The organism is Okeania sp. KiyG1, from assembly GCF_014132355.1.
Classification (GTDB): Bacteria; Cyanobacteriota; Cyanobacteriia; order Cyanobacteriales; family Microcoleaceae; genus Okeania.
The window spans coordinates 33,439-54,203 of the sequence record NZ_BLZO01000110.1 but is presented as its reverse complement, the minus strand read 5'-3'; the positions used below and the strand labels follow the sequence as shown (position 1 = coordinate 54,203).

The window sequence follows — 20,765 nt, the reverse complement described above, 5'->3', positions numbered from 1 at the left end:
ATATAATCTGTCAATTTCAGCATAAAACCGATAATTTTTTGTATGGGATATGTCTTTCAACTAATTTCATAAATCCAGGAGTTAAAATTATATTAGGAGTAAGCATTTCCTGCGGACTGCTGCGCAAACAGCTATTAGCTGTCAGCTAGCCTCCCCCGGAGGAACTGCGTTAACAGCAGCAAGACTTTCTTCTTAAGGACAGTGTTTAAATTAACAACTGACTTTAAGGGCAAGGGAGCAAACTTTTGTACTAAGACAATTAAATATTGCTTTTATCCTAAATTAAAAACAATAGCTGATAGCTGATAGCTGATGGCTGACGGCTGAATGCTTACTATTAGGATGGGAGCATTTAGGAATTTTTATGATTATTTATTTAGTCTGGAATTATTAGCCAATTTCATTATACTATTAAATCTTTGGCCTTTGAGTTATTAAATTTTGTCAAATATTTAGTAGCTCTTTTGTACAAATCAACGAAGATATTTGGCATTATTTGGCTATATATGACTATATTTATGCATAACTTTTAGGTTCATACCACTCAATTGTCTATTTTATAATGACTATTGTTTACAAAATTATTAAAATTTTATATAAGTATTTCAGCTAGGCTATAGTTATATGCTAAGGCTAATTTTTGATCGCTACCGACTTGAAGAAGTAGTTATACCATTTAACGGAAGTCAGTCAGATAGGGGAGCCACTGGATTGGCGACGTACAAAAGTCAGAAGGCGCGAAGTGAAAAAAGTATTGACTATACAATAATTTCAGCCTATTATTCCACATCGGATCGGTTGCTGACTATTTGTGACAACTGATATAGCGCTACGCATTAAGGTATTTAACATTTCTAAACCCTGTTTCCTGACGGATTGCACCGAAAACTCTTTAACAGTTTATACCAATTCCCATGCATTATTGCTATACTTGGGCAGTACTTCAGTTGTCAACTGATCGGTACAAACAAAATCACTTTGCATGCTAATTTCACCTTGCGTTAATGTTAATTATTCTTATTTTTGCTTCTCCCCCACTCCCCTACTCCCCTAGTTTCCCCTCCTGGGAGGGGTTAGGGGTGGGTCCCCTACTCAACAAAATGTAGAAAAGTTTTTGAGAAATGGTATTACTATTCCCTATTCCCTATTCCCTTTTTGTGATAGCGATCGCTTACATAGATAACTCCACCATTTATGTTTTAAATATCCCCTAAATTTCCCATTTTTCAATTCATAAATCTTCATAAAATCTCTTAAAAAAAATTTACAAATTACTGGAAAGTTTAATTATTTAGATTAAAATTAAATCTGTGTTGTAACATTAACAATCGATCGCAAGATGATTATTAGGTTTAGGTCGGGGTGTGATAATTTTTCAGGTGCTATTTGATTCGATCGTCTAATCAATGTAACTTTTATAATTAAGGATAGCTAATTACAGCAGTTTCCGCGCGTTATGAGGTACTTATGTTGATGGTCTTAGGGAGTAGTAGGGATCAGGGTAGATGGGAATTAGGGTAGCGCATAAGCACAAAATATTTAGCCCGCCAATTGTACCACATTAGTCTGAAATCTGCTGTATTTTAAATTAATAGTGTAACATAGTAACCAAAAAATTACAAAATAAAATCAAAATAAAATTAAAATAAATCAATAATTTAAAAATAACTTTATAAAAAAATTTAAAAGTTAAAATATAGGTGTTTAGTAAGCTATGAAACAAAATGAAGAATTGTGGAAGAATATTGCTGAAGTAATGCCAGCAGCAATAGTAATTAGCCGTACAGTTGATTGTGTGATACTGTTCCATAACAAACTCTTTGAATTTACCTTTGGACTACCTGGTCAAAAATTAATTGGTTGTCCCAAATCAGATTTTTACTGCAATCCCCAAGAATGTGAATTGTTGCTCGCAAATCTGCATCAAGGAGGTGTCGTGCGCGACCGTGAAGTGTACTTAAAAAAAGCAGATGGCACACCATTCTGGGCTAAGATATCAATGCATTCCATAAAGTTTAATGGGGAAAATGCAATACTGTCAATATTTTTGGACATTTCAGAACGCAAATTTGCCCAACAGTCACTAAAAAGACAAGCTTTAACTTTTGAGAATCTCTATGATGGGGTAATTCTTACGGATATTAATGGTCATATTATTGATTGGAACCCAGCAGCAACTAGAATGTTTGGCTATAGCAAAACTGAAGTTTTGGGTAAGACTCCAGCTTTTTTACACAAACCGCAAGAAGCTGCTGTGTTAACTCAGCAAATTCTTAAGAAGGTGAAGGAAGATGGTCGCTGGGTAGGAGAAATAAACTTTATTCGCAAAGATGGCAGTGAAGGCGTATCTGAAACGACAGTTGTGCCGATGCTAGATAAATCTCATCAGATAGTTGCAACGATCGGAGTTAACCGAGATATTACAGAGCAAAAGCAAAAGCAAGTAAATGAAAATATACTCTTAGACCACCTCAAATCTCGCCAAGGTCAACAAGCAGCAGTAGCATTGTTAGGGCAAAAAGCTGTAGCAACATCAGATTATCATACACTGCTTGATACCGCCGCCACCATAGTTGCCAAAACTTTAAATGTAAAATTTAGCCAAATTCTAGAGTTGTTACCAGGAAATAATGCTTTGCTCCTCCGTGCTGGAGTAGGTTGGAAAAAAGGGTTGGTTGGTAAAGCTACAATTACTACTGCCAGAGAAAGGTCTCAAGCTGGTTACACTCTTTTTGTTAACAAACCAGTTATTATCAAAGACTTGCCTGTAGAAACTAGCTTTTCAGGTTCTCCTCTCCTACATAACCATCACATAGTTAGTGGTGCTACTATCATCATACCTAACTTGAAAGTTAAAGCAGACCGAACAACCGATTCCGGTCTTACTCATAAAGCATGGGGTATTTTGGGGGTTCATAGTTGTAAATATCGAGAATTTACTCAGGATGAAATAAACTTTCTCGAAACGATCGCCAATATTCTAGCAACTACCATTGAGCGTCATGCTAATGAGGAACATTTGGAACTGATGAAGCGAGCTATTGATGGCAGTAACAATGGTATTGTGATCGCTGATGCTACTCAGTCAGATAATCCCATTATTTATGTTAATCCTAGTTTTAATCGCATCACAGGTTATAAAACTGAAGAAGTAATTGGAAAAAATTGTAGATTTTTACAGGGAGAATTAACAAATCAGCCAGCAATTTCTAAGTTAAAAAATGCCATTTTACATGGTGAAGAATGTCATGTGATTTTGCAAAATATACGGAAAGATGGCACCTATTTTTGGAATGAACTTTCCCTTGCACCAGTTTACAATTCTCAACAGCATTTAACACATTTTATTGGTATTCAAACAGATATTACAGAAAGATTACATTGGGAAGCAGAATTATTTATTAAATCCCAAGCTTTAGAGAAATTTAGTTCTAGCCTGAAGCAACTGCATAGAATTGCTACTTGTAATTATCATAATATAGAAGATCTTTTTGCTGATTATCTCCAAGCTGGTTGTGAAATTTTTGGCACGGATACTGGTGTTATTGGAGAAATCAAGGATGAATTATATACGATTAGAGCTGTACAATCAAAACAGGATTATTTTGTACCAGGAAGAAAATTTAATTTATGCGATATGTTTTGTAACAGAGTAGTTAAAGAACAAAGAACAGTCTGTATTTATGAGTTAGATTCCTCAGAAGCAAAAAGTATGCCAATCAAGGTATATATTTGTACTCCAATATTTGTAAATAATCAAATCTATGGTACTTTATGTTTCTTATCTCCTCAAGCAAGAACTAAAGAATTTGAATACTACGAAGAAGAAATTATTGAATTAATGGCTCAAGGTATTGGAAAATTTATTAAAGCTCATCAAATAGAGTTGGAACGTCAGCAAGCTGAAGTGTTACTCCGAGAAAGCGAAAAACGTTACCGTCGTTTAGTAGAATATTCACCAGCAGCGATATCAGTCATTTGGATGGAAAAAATTGTCTATATCAATACTGCTGGCGCTCATTTACTTGGTGCAAAATATCCAAAAGAAATTATCGGTCAATCGATCTGGAAATTTATTCACCCAGACTATAGAGAAGTAGAGAAACAGCGACTACAAAAAGTTCAGAACCAAAAACAACAAACACATTTAGAAGAAGAAAAGTTAATTACCCTGGATAGAGAAATTATAGATGTCGAAATAACTGGAATACCCTATACATATTATGACGAGGCAGCAGTGCAGATAATTATTAGAGATATCACTCAACGCAAACAAGCACAGCAAAAACTGCTCCATGACGCCCTTCATGATGCACTGACAGGTTTACCAAACCGTACCTTATTATTCGATCGATTAGAGCAAGCACTGCGTCGGTCTAGACAACATTTAGATTATGAGTTTGTTGTTCTTTTTCTTGATTTAGATCGGTTTAAAGTAATTAATGACAGCTTGGGACATTATATAGGAGATCGACTATTAATAGCGATCGCTAAGATACTGCGGAGTTGTATTAAAGCATCAGATACTTTAGCGAGATTAGGAGGAGACGAATTCACAATATTATTAGAGTATCCACCAGACATTAGCTATGCTGCCAGAGTAGCTCATAAAATTAATCAAGAACTTGCCAAACCAATTTATATTGAAGGACATGAAATTTTTACTACTGCTAGTATTGGCATTGTTCACAGTCGCGGAAATTTTGCTAATCATACTGATAAAAATCATCCCGCTATTTGTCCTGTCTATAACAGTCCAGAAGACTTACTACGAGATGCGGACATTGCTATGTATAGGGCTAAAGCGTCTGGTAAAGCCAGACATGAAGTATTTGATTTGATCATGCACGACCAAGCTATATCCTTGCTGGAGCTAGAAAATGACCTCCGACGAGCTGTAGAAATGATTAAACAAGATCCAGCTAATTCTCAATTTATCTTAAATTACCAGCCAATTGTCTGTTTATCTACGGGTAAAATTACAGGTTTTGAAGCTTTGATACGTTGGCAACATCCAACTAAAGGTTTGATTTCTCCAGGACAGTTTATTCCTCTAGCAGAAGAAACTGGTTTAATTGTTCCTTTAGGAATGTGGGTATTACGAGCTGCTTGTCATCAATTAACTATTTGGCAGCAAGAGTTTTTTGGACATAAACATCAAGAAAACAATTGTCAGTTTGTAGTCAATAACACTCAAGAAATATTCTCAACATCTAACTGTTTTTCTCAAGTCAAAAATGGCAATGGCAATGGCAATGGCAATGGCAAATGCAATACTAATTGCCCTGCTTTTAATTCTGCTTGTGAATTTCCTAACTACAATTTGACCATGAGTGTTAATCTTTCTAGTCACCAAATTTCACAACCAAATTTAGTAGAAGAAATTGAGGAAATTTTGCAAGCAACAGACTGTAAACCTAATTGTTTGAAACTTGAAATTACCGAAACAGTGATTATGGAAAATGTGATTTTAGCAACCACAGTATTGAATCAATTGAAAAATCGAAGTATTAAATTATCAATTGACGACTTTGGTACAGGTTATTCATCATTAAGTTATCTACACCAATTCCCAATTAATAGTCTAAAAATCGACCGCTCTTTTGTTAGTCCATTAGACTCGGATGTTACCGATCAGTCATTAAAAATTGTCAGTGCCATCATTGCATTAGCTCATAATTTAGGCTTAGAGATCGTTGCAGAAGGAATAGAAACTCAAGAGCAAATGCAACAACTAAAGCAGCTTCAATGTGAAAAAGGACAAGGATATTTATTTTCAAAGCCAGTGGATAGTTACCAAGCAACTAAACTACTTCGTAATTTTAACTATCATAAAATATTGCATTTGTAAGCATTTCCTGCGGAATGCTGCGCAAACAGCGGTCAGCGGTCAGCGGTCAGCTATCAGCTATCAGCTCTTAGAAGTAATTAGGGTTTGCTGAAAAAGTATGAGTGTTCAAGAATTTAGAATTTAGAATTTAGAATTTAGAATTTAGAATTACCTTTTCTTTTCAAGGAGAGGATTGATTCAAAAGACAATTTTTATTTATTCCTTAAAAGGGGAGGCTTTAAACCACAATTTTTCGGTAAGGGGAGGAGTCAGGAGTCAGGAGTCAGGAGTCAGGATAAATGGGAATAATAGAGTAGGTAGTTGGAAAAATTATCCCTGAATTGTTCTGCCATAATCATCCCAAAATACTTACTTTTTGTAGCTCTGAAGTACCGAAAACCAGGCACTTTTTTCGATCCTAAAAAGACTAATACCAATATTAGTCAATGCTTTGAGGTTTGATCGGCAAACCCTAATTATTGATTAGAAATAGGCGTGGAAATTAAAAATAAAATCAATTATTATCCATAAATTGTCAATGATTTCTCCCTGTTCCCTGTTCCCTCTTTTATGGAGATGTCTAATACTCACATTACTGATAGCTAAATGCTTAGGATATTTTGCATAAGTTATGATATTATTTGGTAATATTATTTCTGATGAATTAAGTTAATAATTTATATAATTAATAGTGACGATAATCAGTACATTTCCCAATATTTTTATCCAAGTTTTTCTAGTCGGAGCATGGTTAGGAATTATTTTAATTTTTGCTGAAGCACTTAACCGCTTTGCCAAAGTAGACCCAGAAATATCACGAAAAGTAGTTCATATTGGCACAGGTAATGTAATTCTATTAGCTTGGTGGTTACAAATTCCCGCCTGGGTAGGTATTATGGCTGGAATTCTCTCAGCAGCGATCGCTTTAATTTCTTACCGACTTCCCATTCTTCCCAGTGTTAATAGTGTGGGACGCAAAAGTTTAGGTACATTTTTCTATGCAGTTAGCATTGGCATTCTTATCGGTTGCTTTTGGTTTATCGAACAACCTCAATATGCAGCTCTGGGTATTTTAATTATGGCTTGGGGTGATGGTTTAGCTGCCGTTATTGGTCAAAATTTTGGCAAACATCCTTATCAAGTTTGGGGGATGAAGAAAAGTTGGGAGGGTTCCCTAACTATGTGTTTGGTTAGTTATATTATTTGTAGTTTGATTCTTTTGGCAGTACAAGGCAATATTTGGCAAACCTGGGTAGTTGCTATTCCTGTGGCGTTAGGTGCTACTGCTTTGGAGACTCTATCAAAAATTGGTATTGATAATTTAACTGTGCCACTGGGTAGTGCTGCTCTATGCTTTGTGTTAAATCAATTGTTATAGGGAATAGTTCAACAATTAATAATTAATAATTAATAATTAATAATTAACAATGACCTCTCCTTGAAAAGAAGAGGATTGACTCAAAGAAAAATTTTTTCTTGTTTCTCCTTTAAAGGAGAGGCTTTAAACCTTAATTATTCGGTAAAGATAACTTAGTATTATATCATGTCCGCTCGGGTAGCGTGATCATAAAATTCTTAGGTGGCGCGGTGGTAGGTGTAAATTTAAGAAGAAACACTGGAACTTGCGGAAATTTGAGATATTTCTTCAACATTTATTAGGAGAATGTTTTTATGATACTTAATCATCCAAAAATGGTATTATACCAAATTTCAAAACTTTTCTATTATTTTTTGAGCGGGGAGTAGGGGAGTAGTAAACATAAGAATAATATACACTTACTGGCTAATAATTTCTCAAAATGTTATTGAATTCTGCTAATTACTTAATTGTTGAAGTTTTGCATAAATATAGAATTCGGGGATTTAAACCCAAGCTTTTCCTGACGGAATACTCCGCAAACAGAGACCTAATTATATGGGCAAATTTTTAGGCTGATAGCTGTTAACGTAGTTCCTCCGGAGGAGGCTAGCTGATAGCTGATAGCTAGTTAAAACGTAAGCATTCAGCTATTAGCTGTCAGCTATCAGCAAAAAGATTCTTTCTTATGGGAAAGTGTTTAAATTAATATAGACTTTAAGGGCAAGGGAAGCAACTTTTGTAGTAATACCATTAAATATTGCTTTTATCCTAAACTAAAAGCAATAGCTGATAGCTGATGGCTGACTGCTGAATGCTTACGTTAAAACTAATAAAATCAAGCCTCATTAAACAACCATAATCAATTTTGTTTCTGGTGAAACTGTAGGAATGTTGTATGCAAACTCCCTACTTTATGGTTAATTAATTGTGACTTGATATTATTAGTTCTGACAGAACTTATTTGTTTCTACTCAGCTAACAAAATTTTACTGAACCTTTTGTATTACTCAGCCCAATTAGGTCCGCGATAAGGGTCTCCTTCAAAAGGATTTACACCAGTCATTGGATACATATCATCGCTAGGACCAAAAATGCGACTAATTGCTTCTGATATATAAACAACAGCCTTTTCAATAGATTGGAAAATATTCATAATTGTTACCCCTTTTTTGTCAATCAAACTTTGATTTCCTCAACACTTTTATTCTAGCTGCTTCTTCTCTGATTTGATGATGGTTGTAACATTTGTTTTGATGTTGTATTATTTTGCAACTACTTCAGACAGGGATCGATATAAAATGTAAATAATTTAGGTATTATCTTTAGAAAAATTTACTTTAAACTTGCATTGTTTTAGGTAAAAACTCACGCATTTATCCATATTATCCTTAAAATGTAGTATAACATTTTGACTCCAAAAATATTAAATGCGCTACCGATTATAATTAAAGTTACTATATTTATCACCAATAAATTTTGATATACAGCCTTATATGGCTAGAAATAACTTTATGAAGTGAAATAAGTAGAAGATTTACTAATAGTTTTACGGACAATTATCAAAATCACCTGGACAGATATAGTATTTTTTACTATAATTAAAACTAAGAGCATTGACTTAATCAAAGAATAACGATATAATACGTAAAAAAGCATACTCGCAAGGCAGGCTGTGCTCAACCATAAGATGAAATCCATTAGAACCAAACTTAAATTAAATAATCAGCAAAAACTCTGATGGCTCAACACGCGGGGTATGGTAGATGGTGCTATAACTGGGGTTTAAGTTTGTGGAATGCAGCTTATAAAGATGGTTATAAACCTAATGCCCGTAGACTGAGAGAAGTTTTTACCAATCACACAAAACCTCTTTATCCTTGGATGAAAAACTTGTCGTCTAGAGTTTATCAATATGCTTTCCTGAACTTAGGTGAAGCATTTAAAAGATTTTTTCAAGGGTTAGGTAAATATCCAAGATTTAAGAAGAAAGGTAGGTCTGATTCATTCACAATAGATAATTGTGGAAAACCAATAGAATTAAACGGATGGAGTCACAAGTTACCTTTTATTGGTATAGTCAAAACTTATGAACCAATTGAAGCAACAACTAAAAAAATAACAATCAGCAGACAAGCTGGTGATTGGTATTTAAGTATTTAAGTTGTAGGGGCGAACGGCCGTTCGCCCCTACGAATGAATTTACTCCGACTTCAACACCAAAAACTACAGAAGTTGTAGGTGTAGATTTAGGAATTAAGACACTAGCAACACTAAGCACAGGTGAAGTATTTAAGAGTATTAAGCCTTACAAAAAAGCGCAAAACAGATTAGCTAAATTACAACGACAACTGAGTAAGAAAGTTAAGCATTCAAGCAATTGGTACAAAGCAGTAGTCAAGCTAGCCGAACAACATAGACGAGTAGCTAACATCCGTAAAGATGCACTTCATAAATTGACAACTTACTTAGCCAAGAACCACGGCACTGTTGTCATAGAAGATTTGAACGTCAGCGGTATGTTAGGCAATCATAAGCTCGCGAAATCTATAGCAGACCAAGGATTTTACGAGTTTAGAAGACAGCTTGAATACAAGTGTCAATGGTACGGCTGTGAATTAGTAGTAGCAGACAGATTTTTTCCATCTTCTAAGACTTGCAGTAGGTGTGGTCATGTACAGGATATGCCTTTGAACATCAGAACTTATGACTGCCCAGAATGCGGTTTATCAATTGACCGAGACTTGAATGCCTCAATTAATTTAAGAAATACGGTCAGCTTGACCGTCAATGCCTGTGGATGAGTAACCGCCGACGGCCTCAGTGGAAGCAGGAAGTAAACATTAAAATGTCACACTTGTGACGTTTTATGTCGGTTTTATGAAGCAGCTTAGTTAGGAAGTTGTCCAATGACACAAGAAGATCGAGAACTTTCTCTCTCGCCGGAAGATTACAGTTTGTTAACAGACCTCTACCAATTAACAATGGCAGCTTGTTATATTGGGGAGGAAATAGACCAACGGCAAGCTAATTTTGAAGTATTTGTGCGAAGACTCCCGGTAGGTTTTGGCTATCTCATTGCTATGGGTTTAGCACAAGTATTAGACTATTTAGAAAAATTTCGATTTAGCCCCGCACAAATTAAGGCTTTAAAGTCAACCGGGATATTTGCCAATGTGCCCGATAAATTTTGGTCGGTTTTGGCAGAGGCTAAATTTACTGGAGATGTATGGGCAGTACCAGAAGGAACAGCCATATTTCCGTACCAACCTCTATTGCGGATAGAAGCTCCACTTTGGCAAGGACAGTTAGTGGAAACATATCTATTGAATACTCTCAACTACCAAACTTTAATTGCCACAAAAGCAGCTAGAATGCGGGATATTGCAGGCAATGAAGCAAAATTATTTGAATTTGGCACTCGACGCGCATTTAGTCCCCAAGCTAGTATTTGGGCGGCTCGTGCTGCTTTAGCAGGTGGGATGGATGCTACTTCTAATGTTTTGGCAGCTTTGAAATTAGGTCGCAAACCTGTAGGTACAATGGCTCATGCTTTGGTGATGGCAATATCTGCCGTTGAAGGTACGGAGGAGGATGCTTTTCATGCTTTTCAACGATATTTTCCTGAAGCACCCCTGTTGATTGATACTTACGATACATCGGCAGCTACCCGCTTATTGGCACAACGAGTTAAGCAGGGTGAAATACAGGTGAGTGGGGTAAGGTTAGATTCAGGAAATTTAGTCCAATTATCCCAGGAGGTACGATCGCTACTGCCAGAAGTGACAATTTTTGCTAGTGGGGATATAGATGAGTGGGAAATAGCTAGACTTCAGCGGGAGAATGCTTGTATAGATGGGTATGGTATTGGTACTAAGTTGGTAACTGGTGCCCCTGTCAATGGAGTTTATAAATTGGTAGAAATAGACGGCATTCCGGTGATGAAAAATGCTACGGGGAAAGTGAGTTATCCTGGTCGAAAACAAATATATAGATATCTGGAAAATGGTCAGTTAAAACAGGATTATTTGGGATTAATGGACGAAGATGTATCGAATCAAACAGAACATCAGAGTGATTCTTTCATAAAATTAATGTCACAAGTAGTTCATAATGGAGAAATAGTGCAAAAATCAGAAAATCTAGAAGCGATCGCTAAACGTACCGCTGCTTCTGTTGCTAGTTTACCTCCAGAAATTCGTAGTCTAGAAAATCCTAATTTGTTACCAATGAAAATTTCTGATAACTTACAAGAACTTACAGAAAAACTAAAGAATTTAGAATTTAGAATTTAGAATTTAGAATTGTTAATTAATAATTACCTCTTCTGTTTATGTAATATAAGAATTGGTTAAAAAGAATTTTTTCTCCCTTGAAAGGAGAAGCCTTATATCATGCCTTTAGCCCTAACCATAGAAGTTACTCAAACCCTACTACAAGCTTTAATTATCACTATTCAACCGGACATGATATTAATATTATATTCATTGGTATAGTCCTGCTTCAATAATTGATAATTGATAATGGATAATTGATAATTACCTCTCCCTAAAAGGAAGAGGATTAAATAAAAGGAAAATTTTTTCTCTCTTGGTCGATTGGATATGGTGAGGAGACCGCTCTTATCAGAGCCGCTCCGCTTTTAGCGCAGCTTTGCGATAGCAAACGCCATCCCTCGACCGCTTGTTTCTCCTTTAAAGGAGAGGCTTTAAATCTTAATCATTCGGTAAAAGCTGGAGAAATATCTACTAGATTTTAAAGTTTTTCCTTAAGAATTTAGAATTATTAATTAATAATTACCTATTCTATAAGTAGTCCGGCATAATTAAATATCACTATGTCATTGCGACTGGAACGGAGTTGAAGGAAGCAATCTCAAGGGTTTTAAGTGGTTTACATTTTGTTACATAGTTAGGTTTATTTGTGCCTACTTACTTAATAGAAGGATTAGTTAAAATAAATGACTTTTTTGGTAAAAAGAACAGAAAAATTTGAGAATTAAAATAGGTGTATTAATTTCAGTTAATTATCAAGATTAAATTATGAATAATTCCCAAGTATTATCAGGTTTAATGGGCGTGTGTATTGGAGATGCTTTAGGCGTACCTGTCGAATTTTCCAGTCGCAACGAAAGAACAATTAAACCTGTCACAGAAATGATTGGTTATGGGGCACATAACCAACCACCAGGCACTTGGTCAGATGATAGTTCAATGACATTATGTTTAGCTGAATGTCTGTGTGAAGGATTTGATTTAGAAGCGATCGCCCACTCTTTTTTATCGGTGGCGTTATGAAGATTATTGGACTCCTTGGGGTAAAGTTTTTGATATTGGAGGAACTACTGCTGCAGCTATTTCTCGGATTAAAAAAAAGGTGTCTCAGCAATAGAAGCTGGAGGTAAAGAAGAAAGAAATAATGGTAATGGTTCGCTAATGAGAATTTTACCCCTAGTTTATAACTATAAAAACGTTGAATTTCCAGAGTTAATTCAGCAAGTCCATGATTGTTCTTGTATAACTCATGGTCATTTAAGGTCGCAAATGGCTTGTGGTATTTATATCAGTATAGCTATTTGTTTATTACAAGGTTTAGAAGTAAAGAAAGCATATTTACAAGGAATTGAAAATATTCAACAAATATATTCACAAGAAAAGTATGCAGGAGAGATATCTCGTTTTCGAAAAGTATTGGGTGGAGAAATTGAAACTCTACCTGTAACTAGAATTCATGCAGGTGGTTATGTATTGGATACATTGGAAGCTTCTTTATGGTGTTTATTAACTACAAATTCTTTTGCCGAAGCCGTTCTCAAAGCAGTAAATTTAGGAGAAGATACAGATACAACTGGAGCCGTAACAGGAGGTTTAGCAGGAATTTATTATGGTATAGAAAATCTGCCAAAAGAGTGGATAGAAGTTATTGCTAGAAAAGATGATATAGTCAATTTAGCTAATCGTTTACAAACTGCTATATGGTAAGCATTTAGCTGTCAGCTATCAGCTAAGGAAGAAGGAAAAAATTGATTTAATAGCAAATACATAACTTATAACTTCTCTATTTAGTCAAGTTTTACCTTAAGAAAGATGTTTATAAAGCATAGTTTTAAGAGCAGAGTTTTATTGCGTTCGAGCTGACAGCTAATAGCTATTTGCGCAGCATTCCGCAGTAAATGCTTACATAGCCATCAGGAATCAGATGTGAGAATTGAGGTGTTAAGATATAGCAGTTATCTGATTCATATATTCTTTTCTTCCCTCCATGCCTATTATCTATTTCTTATTCCCTAGAATAGCTGTTCTCAAAACAGTAAATTTAGTAGAATATACAGATACAAATGGAGCCTTCATTAATTGATAATGGATAATTACTTCTGGTTAAAACCGTTCTTGATTTAATATAAAGAAATATCCTAGCACTTTTTTTTCCTTGAAAAGGGAGGCTAATAAAGCTGAATTATTTAATTAATAATTAATAATTATTAATTATTCGGTGACAGGAGGTTTAGCAGGAATTTATTATAGTATAGAAAATATGCCAAATGAGTGGATATAAATTATTGCTATAAAAGATGATATAGTCAATTTAGCGACTCGTTTAAAAACGGCTATAGCAGTCAGGAATCAGGTGTGAGAATTGAGGTCTTCCTTGAAAGGATAGAATATAGCAGTTATCTTATTCATATATATTCGTTTCTTCCCTATTCCCTATTCCCTAAAACAAAAGTCTCCAGTATCTCACAACTAAAATCATATTGCTATATATTAGAAAAATGCCCGACTTAGGAACTGATACAAAATCAAAAAAAATGACTCAAATTGCTTTATTCGGTACAAGTGCCGATCCACCAACATCCGGACATGAAACAATTATTAAATGGCTTTCCCAAAACTTCGACAAAGTAATAGTTTGGGCATCAGATAATCCCTTTAAATCACATAAAATACCCCTCAAACAACGTTCAGCAATGTTATCAATTTTGATTGAAAATATTGACTCTAATAAAAACAATATTTCTCTCAATTCAGAATTAAGTAGTCGTCGTACTATAGAAACTGTTGAAGGTGCTAGAAAAAAATGGCATAATGCTGAATTTACTTTAGTAGTAGGTTCAGATTTAGTCAAACAATTACCAAATTGGTATAAAATAGAAGAACTTTTGCAGAAAGTAGGATTATTAGTTGTACCTCGAAAAGGTATTACAATAGAAGAGGCAGATTTGCAAAAGTTAAGAGAACTAAATACAGGAGTAAAAATAGCTTCTTTAGAAGTTCCTGATGTTTCCTCATCCGCATATCGCGAGCAAGGAGACCCAGCAATTATTACCCCTCCCATTAAAGATTATATATATCGGGAGCATTTGTACAAATGCCAGGACGCGACTATAGAAAAAGTGTAAATGATAAAAATAATAAAGCAGATTTTAAAGTAGGAGTAGATAACGTAATTTTTTCTGTCGATACTCAACAAAACCGTCTATTGGTTTTATTAGTAATGCGACAAAAGGAACCATTTATTAACTACTGGAGTTTGCCAGGTACATTAGTAATACAAGGAGAATCTCTAGAAGCAGCAGCTTACAGAATTTTAGCGGAAAAAATTAAGGTCAAAAATCTATATTTAGAGCAATTATATAGTTTTGGCGGTCCTGGTCGTGACCCCAGAGAATCTATTTATAATTGTCGATATTTATCAGTTAGTTATTTTGCCTTAGTTAGATTTGAAGAAGCAGAATTAATTGCCGATGGAGTAACAGGTATTGCTTGGTATCCTCTCGAACAAATTCCTCAGTTAGCATTTGATCATCAACAAATTATTGAATATGGATATCTCAGATTACGCAATAAAGTTGAATATAGTCCTGTTGCTTTTGATGTTCTACCAGAGGAGTTTACTTTAGGGGAATTATATCAACTTTATACAACTATTTTAGGAAACAATTTTTCAGATTATTCTAATTTTCGGGCCAGACTACTAAAGTTAGGTTTCTTATCTGATACTGGAATAAAAACATCACGGGGAGCAGGTAGACCAGCTAGTCTTTATCGATTTAATTCTGAGGCATTTGCTTTGATAAAAGATAAACCTTTAATATTTATTTGATAGAGGTAGGGAATTCAGAAAAAATTGATACCCCGAAGCAATCTCTTCAACTGTAGGATATCTATGAGATTGCTTCAGGAATTTCTTTGACATTCCTTTTGATTTTTTCTGTTTATAATTTTTGCTTTGATAGTAATATCATGTCCGGATAATTAGTGATCAAAAACTTTCTCCTTCAACTCCAGTTCTTCTTCCTTCTTCTTTCTTCCCTCCTGACTTCTGACTCCTGACTCCTGACTCCTCCGCCGTTATTTATTTATAACTGTTCAACCGGACATGATATAAAAGCTTCCTGGTTGCGAGATTGAGCGATCGCTAAGTCTAGGAGATAATTTTGTAGCTTTAATATATTTTCAACTTCTTGGAAACGCTGCTTTACCAAAGTGTCTAGTCAGCCTAAGTTTAAGAAAAAAGGTAGGGATGATAGCTTTACTCTTGATGGCTCAATTACAGTAGATTTTAATCGTATAAAACTACCTATAATTGGATGGTTCATTAATTGATAATTGATAATGGATAATTGATAATTACCTCGGGTTTTAACCGTTACGGAATTGAATATAAGGAAATATTATTTCTTCTCTTGGTCGATTGGATATGGCGAGGGGACCCGCTCTTATCAGAGCCGCTCCGCTTTATATGTTGCGGAGCAAAACGCCATCCCATCCTACGGAATGCTCCGCAAACGACCGCTTTTTCCCCTTAAAAGGGGAGGCTTTAAACCAGAATTATTTAATAATTAATAATTAATAATTAATAATTAATAATTAATAATTCGGTAAAAACTTTTGAGTTCTTACCTGATAATATTAACCCCAAGTCTGTAACTATTAGTAGAAAATCTTGCCGTTGGTTTGTGAGCTTTAACGTAGAAACTATACCTCAAAATACTGAAAAATCAGTAGATGTAGTTGGTGTAGATTTAGGTGTAAAATCTCTAGCTACACTCTCAACTGGAAAAGTTTTTGTTGGTGCTAAGTCTTACAGAAAGTTTGAAGCAAAACTTTCTCGGTTGCAATATCTAAACCGCCATAAAACTAAGTTCTCTAGCAATTGGAAAAAGGCTCAACTCAAGATAGCTAAAGTACATAGCATGCATAGGCAACATGAGAAAAGATACACTGCACAAGCTAACTACTTACTTGGCTAAAAACCACAACCCACCCCCATCCCCTCCCGGGAGGGGAGCTAGAGGGGTGGGTGAAGACTTAAATGTATCAGGAATGATGGCAAATCACAAGCTAGCGGCAGCTGTTGCCGATATGGGTTTTTACGAGTTTCGTAGACAGGCGCGAGTACAAGTGTGAGTTATATCATGTCCGGATAAGAGCGATCTGGAAAAAACTTATCATGAGTGCTTCAACAGTAAATCTTTCTATTTTCCCTACTCCCCTACTCCCCTACTCCCCATACGGACGTTGCATAAGGGCGTCCCTACCCGCTCCCCTACTATCTTAATTATAAGTATTCAACCGGACATGATATTATACGGTTCTGAGCTAATCATTGTTGACAGATGGTTTCCTAGTTCTAAGACTTGCTCTAACTGTGGAAATGTTAAAGAGTCTCTGTCTTTAACAACCTAATATCATGTCCGGTAGCATCGGTATTGTATAGCAAAGGTGAAGAAGGAAGAAGAAAGAAGGAAGAGGGAAGAGGGAAGAAGACTATTGAGCCAGAAAAAAACCTAAATTTCCTGTAGATATTCACCCTTGGGTTTACACAAACGATTGCGTTCGGACATGATATAAAACTATTTCGCCCTCGCAACATCCATAATATCATCCATCACTGAACCAGACTCCTCCATCTTGCCAATATCCAACAGAGTCTTCAACAACGAATCAGGATTTAAACTCAACGAGTCAATACCTTCCTCAACCAAAAACCTGGCAAACTCTGGATAATCACTCGGTGCCTGACCGCAAATACCAATCTTGCGACCATATTTCTTAGCAGCTTTAATGGCAATTTTCACCATCCGACGTACTGCCTCATTCCGTTCGTCAAAAATATGCGCCACTAACGCCGAATCTCGGTCTAAACCCAAAGTCAACTGAGTCAAATCATTAGAACCGATAGAAAAACCATCAAATACTTGAGCAAACTCGTCGGCAAAAATCACATTACTGGGCAACTCACACATCACATACACCTGCAACCCATTCTCGCCCCGCTTCAAACCATTTTTCTCCATCTCCGCTAATACTTTGCGACCTTCATCAGGAGTCCGACAAAACGGAATCATCGGAATTACATTAGTCAAACCCATTTCATCCCGTACCCGCTTCAACGCCTTACACTCCAAAGCATAAGCATCGCGATATTTCGGATCGTAATAACGAGACGCACCTCGCCAACCAATCATGGGATTTTCTTCCCCTGGTTCAAACTGACGACCGCCCAAAAGGTTGGCATATTCATTACTTTTAAAATCACTCATCCTTACCACTACAGGATTTGGATAAAAAGCAGCAGCGATAGTACCCACACCTTGCGCCAGTTTATCCACAAAGAAATTGGGTTTATATTCGTACAGCGCAGCCAAATTACCAATTTCCCGTTTCACTAACGGATCTTGCAACTCATCATAGTGAATTAAAGCTAATGGGTGAGCTTTAATATGATTAGCAATAATAAACTCCAACCGTGCTAACCCCACCCCATCACAAGGAATAGAAGACAAACCAAAAGCTTCCTCTGGGTTACCAACATTCATCAAAATCTTGGTGCGAGTATTGGGCAAGTCACCCAATAAAGTTTCCTGTACTTCAAATGGCACCATACCCTGATAAACCTTACCTTCTTCACCCTCAGCACAACAAACAGTAACTTCCTGACCTGTAGTCAAATGTTTAGTCGCATCACCGCAACCAACTATTGCCGGAATACCCATCTCTCGCGCAATAATAGCAGCATGACAAGTGCGCCCGCCTTGGTTAGTAACTATAGCGCTAGCCTTTTTCATAATAGGTTCCCAGTCAGGGTCAGTTTTGTTAGTTACCAATACCTCCCCTTGCAGAAATTCCTCAATTTTATGCACGTCAAGAATGACACGAGCTTGACCTTGCCCAATCATTTCTCCAACGGCGCGACCGCGAACTAATACGTTGCTGCTACCGTTGAGTTGAAAGTTACGGAGAATACTTCCAGATTTTTGAGATTGTACTGTTTCTGGGCGCGCTTGCACGATGAACAGTTCCCCAGTGAGACCGTCTTTTGCCCATTCAATATCCATTGGGGTATAGTGGTCGCGTACTTCAGAATAATGTTCTTCAATAACACAGGCCCATTTTGCCAGTTGTAAGATTTCGTCGTCATTAATGCAAAATTTTTCTCGTTCGGAAACTGGCACTGAGACATTTTTAGTAAGTTTGGAACCGCCTATGTCGTAAATCATCTTTAGTTCTTTTGTACCAAGGCGTTTTTCCAATATTGGGCGGAAACCTTGTTGAAGGGTGGGTTTGAAAACGAAGTATTCGTCTGGGTTTACTGCGCCTTGGACGACATTTTCACCTAAACCATAAGCTGCTGTTACCAGGGCGGCGTTTTTGAATCCGGTTTCGGTGTCGATGGAAAACATTACACCGGAGGAGGCGAGGTCTGAACGTACCATTTTTTGCACCCCTACTGATAAAGCAATGTCGAAGTGGTCGAAACCTTTGATGGTGCGGTAGGAGATGGCGCGGTCTGTGAATATGGAGGCGAAACATTTATGGCAAGCTTCTAATACTGCTTCATCACCGTAAATGTTGAGGTATGTTTCCTGTTGTCCGGCGAAACTTGCATCGGGTAGGTCTTCGGCAGTGGCGCTGGAACGTACTGCTACGTCTACTTCTTTGGTGTAATGCTCGCATTCTTGTTTGGAGTTGCCTTCTAGTGTGTCACAATATTCAGCAGAAGTGCCGTAGCGGTCGCACATTTGGTGATATGCTGTGACGATGGCTGTTTCTAATTCTTCTGGGAATGGGGTGTCGAGGATGAGGGTGCGAGCTTGTTTGCCTCGTTGCCGTAAATTCCTGACATCTTCTACATCTAGGTCAGCAAATAGTTTTCGTAGTTTTTTCTCTAAGCCTGCTTTTTTGACAAAATACCGATATGCGTAGGCTGTTGTGGCGAATCCATTGGGAACGTTTACACCTTTAGGAGTTAGCTGTTGAATCATTTCTCCTAGGGATGCGTTTTTTCCTCCAACTAATGGGATATCGTCAATTCCTACTTCTTCAAACCAGAGAATAAAAGCTGTTTCTTTATCTACATTTGATTGGCTTTTTTGACCTAATAGGTTCACCATAGTTTTATACTCCATTTTTTTATTTCTGCTATTTTGTGAAGTCAGATTTTTTTATTTATTTTTGTTTACTTTTTGTAAAAATGTAAAAAAAGGCTTTATTTATGGGATGTAAAGAAAACAAGTTTATCGATCCCTAATAGTTAAACTCCATAAGTAAATTGATTTATTCATATATACATCCTGGATATTTTGGTTAGAGGAGGATTTTGCTCCTCCATTTATATTTTATGAATTCCCAATATAATTGCAAGATAGGCTCTGAAAAATCCTTTAGTTACAGAAAGTAAAAAATTGTGTTTTTTCAGTTGAAAAGGTTATTATTAAAGAAAGATTAATATTTAATAGTTAAAATAAAATGAAAGTAAAACAGAAAAATGTCGAATCAGATGTTAAAATACTGGATGCTTTGTGTTTAAGCAAAAATTGTCCAATTCAGTTTGTGTTGGGAATATTGGGGAGTAAGTGGTCGGTATTGATTGTGCAAGAGTTATTGAAGAGCGATCGCCGAACTCACGAATTATTAGAAGCACTACCGGGAATTAGCTCGAAAACACTGACTTTAAGACTGAGGGAGTTAGAGAGGCACGGTTTGTTAGCAAGACGGGTATTTCCGGAAGTGCCTCCCCATGTTGAGTATTCTTTGACTGATAAAGGATTAGAAGTGCAACCAGTGATGATGGCTCTCCAGCAGTTAGGGGAGCAATGGTTGGAAAGTGAAAAATAGTAGTTTTGTGGTGGAGGTGCTTGAAAGCATTATAGAACCCCTGAGTGGATCTATTTAAAAATAGAGGGAGAGTGTGGGAAGGGTGGGGACCCACCCCTAACCCCTCCCAGGAGGGGAATGTGGGAGGTGTGGGGACCCACCCCTAACCCCTCCCAGGAGGGGAATGTGGGAGGTGTGGGGACCCACCCCTAACCCCTCCCAGGAGGGGAGTGTGGGAGGTGTGGGAGGTGTGGAGAGATGGGAGCAAATTTCAACCTTTTTCCCCTATTCTCGTTCCTGAATTTCTGTCTTCAGTCCTCATATCAAATCCGTTTAATTCGGTATAAAAAAATGTTCCATCTTCAACCATCCCCCCATCCCCCATCCCCCATCCCCCCATCTCCCCATCTCCCCATCTCCCCATCTAATTTATACCGATGCTACCGGATTTGATATCAGTCCTCGGGTCGGACATCCA

The 20,765-nt window shown here is 36.6% G+C and carries 12 protein-coding genes and 2 pseudogenes; 10 read left to right on the top strand and 4 right to left on the bottom strand.

The genetic code is table 11. The annotated features are described in order from the left end of the window. Positions 1-1,714 precede the first annotated feature (1,714 nt). Positions 1,715-5,851, top strand: a complete 4,137-nt coding sequence (locus SAGCYANO_RS26225; protein WP_202222774.1) for a PAS domain S-box protein — start codon at positions 1,715-1,717, stop codon at positions 5,849-5,851. A 667-nt stretch (positions 5,852-6,518) separates the two neighbouring features. Next, positions 6,519-7,208 (top strand): diacylglycerol/polyprenol kinase family protein, encoded by a 690-nt coding sequence (locus tag SAGCYANO_RS26220; RefSeq protein WP_202222796.1) that lies wholly within the window; start codon positions 6,519-6,521, stop codon positions 7,206-7,208. Positions 7,209-8,193: 985 nt separating this feature from the next. Here the strand turns inward: SAGCYANO_RS26220 and SAGCYANO_RS26215 are convergent. Further along, positions 8,194-8,370: an isochorismate synthase gene (locus SAGCYANO_RS26215; RefSeq protein ID WP_307785971.1), complete on the bottom strand. Its 177-nt coding sequence runs from the start codon at positions 8,368-8,370 to the stop codon at positions 8,194-8,196. A 507-nt stretch (positions 8,371-8,877) separates the two neighbouring features. Between SAGCYANO_RS26215 and SAGCYANO_RS26210 the strand changes: the two are divergent. The 5 genes and pseudogenes from SAGCYANO_RS26210 to SAGCYANO_RS26190 all read left to right on the top strand — a co-directional run bounded on the left by SAGCYANO_RS26210 (position 8,878) and on the right by SAGCYANO_RS26190 (position 15,290). Further along, positions 8,878-9,991: pseudogene (locus tag SAGCYANO_RS26210) on the top strand (RNA-guided endonuclease InsQ/TnpB family protein). 105 nt (positions 9,992-10,096) lie between these two features. Further along, positions 10,097-11,482, top strand: a complete 1,386-nt coding sequence (locus SAGCYANO_RS26205) for a nicotinate phosphoribosyltransferase (protein WP_202222772.1) — start codon at positions 10,097-10,099, stop codon at positions 11,480-11,482. 747 nt (positions 11,483-12,229) lie between these two features. Continuing rightward, positions 12,230-13,168, top strand: a pseudogene (locus tag SAGCYANO_RS26200) (ADP-ribosylglycohydrolase family protein). An 827-nt stretch (positions 13,169-13,995) separates the two neighbouring features. Beyond that, positions 13,996-14,586 (top strand): nicotinate-nucleotide adenylyltransferase, encoded by a 591-nt coding sequence (locus SAGCYANO_RS26195; RefSeq protein ID WP_202222795.1) that lies wholly within the window; start codon positions 13,996-13,998, stop codon positions 14,584-14,586. Next, a complete protein-coding gene (locus SAGCYANO_RS26190; protein WP_202222771.1) occupies positions 14,556-15,290 on the top strand; it encodes an NUDIX domain-containing protein in 735 nt (244 codons plus the stop codon). Before SAGCYANO_RS26195 ends, SAGCYANO_RS26190 begins: the two co-directional genes overlap by 31 nt. 256 nt (positions 15,291-15,546) lie before the next feature. Here SAGCYANO_RS26190 and SAGCYANO_RS48070 read toward each other — a convergent pair whose 3' ends face one another. Continuing rightward, positions 15,547-15,672, bottom strand: a complete 126-nt coding sequence (locus tag SAGCYANO_RS48070; protein WP_255502709.1) for a hypothetical protein — start codon at positions 15,670-15,672, stop codon at positions 15,547-15,549. A gap of 474 nt (positions 15,673-16,146) precedes the next feature. Here SAGCYANO_RS48070 and SAGCYANO_RS26185 point away from each other — a divergent pair, with 474 nt between their 5' ends. Further along, entirely contained in the window at positions 16,147-16,440 is a 294-nt protein-coding gene (locus tag SAGCYANO_RS26185; RefSeq protein ID WP_202222770.1) for a transposase, read from the top strand. After that, positions 16,433-16,597, top strand: a complete 165-nt coding sequence (locus tag SAGCYANO_RS26180) for a hypothetical protein (RefSeq protein WP_202222769.1) — start codon at positions 16,433-16,435, stop codon at positions 16,595-16,597. The genes SAGCYANO_RS26185 and SAGCYANO_RS26180 overlap by 8 nt, the downstream gene beginning before the upstream one ends. Positions 16,598-17,043: 446 nt before the next feature. On the opposite strand, the gene ppsA is transcribed toward SAGCYANO_RS26180, so the two are convergent. After that, complete coding sequence (gene ppsA / locus SAGCYANO_RS26175; protein WP_202222768.1) at positions 17,044-19,584, bottom strand: phosphoenolpyruvate synthase; 2,541 nt, start codon at positions 19,582-19,584, stop codon at positions 17,044-17,046. A gap of 355 nt (positions 19,585-19,939) precedes the next feature. On the opposite strand from ppsA, the gene SAGCYANO_RS26170 reads away from it, so the two are divergent. Beyond that, the gene (locus SAGCYANO_RS26170) at positions 19,940-20,308 is read left to right on the top strand and encodes a helix-turn-helix domain-containing protein (RefSeq protein ID WP_202222767.1); all 369 of its coding nucleotides are present in this window, start codon (positions 19,940-19,942) and stop codon (positions 20,306-20,308) included. 250 nt (positions 20,309-20,558) lie between these two features. Here the strand turns inward: SAGCYANO_RS26170 and SAGCYANO_RS26165 are convergent, their stop codons facing one another. Beyond that, the gene (locus tag SAGCYANO_RS26165) at positions 20,559-20,711 is read right to left on the bottom strand and encodes a hypothetical protein (RefSeq protein ID WP_202222766.1); all 153 of its coding nucleotides are present in this window, start codon (positions 20,709-20,711) and stop codon (positions 20,559-20,561) included. Between the last annotated feature and the right edge of the window lie 54 nt (positions 20,712-20,765).

Coding starts and splice junctions, on each gene's coding strand:
- SAGCYANO_RS26225 (WP_202222774.1), top strand. CDS start 1,715: ATGAAACAAAATGAAGAATTGTGGAAGAATATTGCTGAAGTAATGCCA.
- SAGCYANO_RS26205 (WP_202222772.1), top strand. CDS start 10,097: ATGACACAAGAAGATCGAGAACTTTCTCTCTCGCCGGAAGATTACAGT.
- SAGCYANO_RS26195 (WP_202222795.1), top strand. CDS start 13,996: ATGACTCAAATTGCTTTATTCGGTACAAGTGCCGATCCACCAACATCC.
- SAGCYANO_RS26190 (WP_202222771.1), top strand. CDS start 14,556: ATGCCAGGACGCGACTATAGAAAAAGTGTAAATGATAAAAATAATAAA.
- ppsA (WP_202222768.1), bottom strand. CDS start 19,584: ATGGTGAACCTATTAGGTCAAAAAAGCCAATCAAATGTAGATAAAGAA.
- SAGCYANO_RS26170 (WP_202222767.1), top strand. CDS start 19,940: ATGAAAGTAAAACAGAAAAATGTCGAATCAGATGTTAAAATACTGGAT.
- SAGCYANO_RS26165 (WP_202222766.1), bottom strand. CDS start 20,711: ATGGGGAGATGGGGAGATGGGGAGATGGGGGGATGGGGGATGGGGGAT.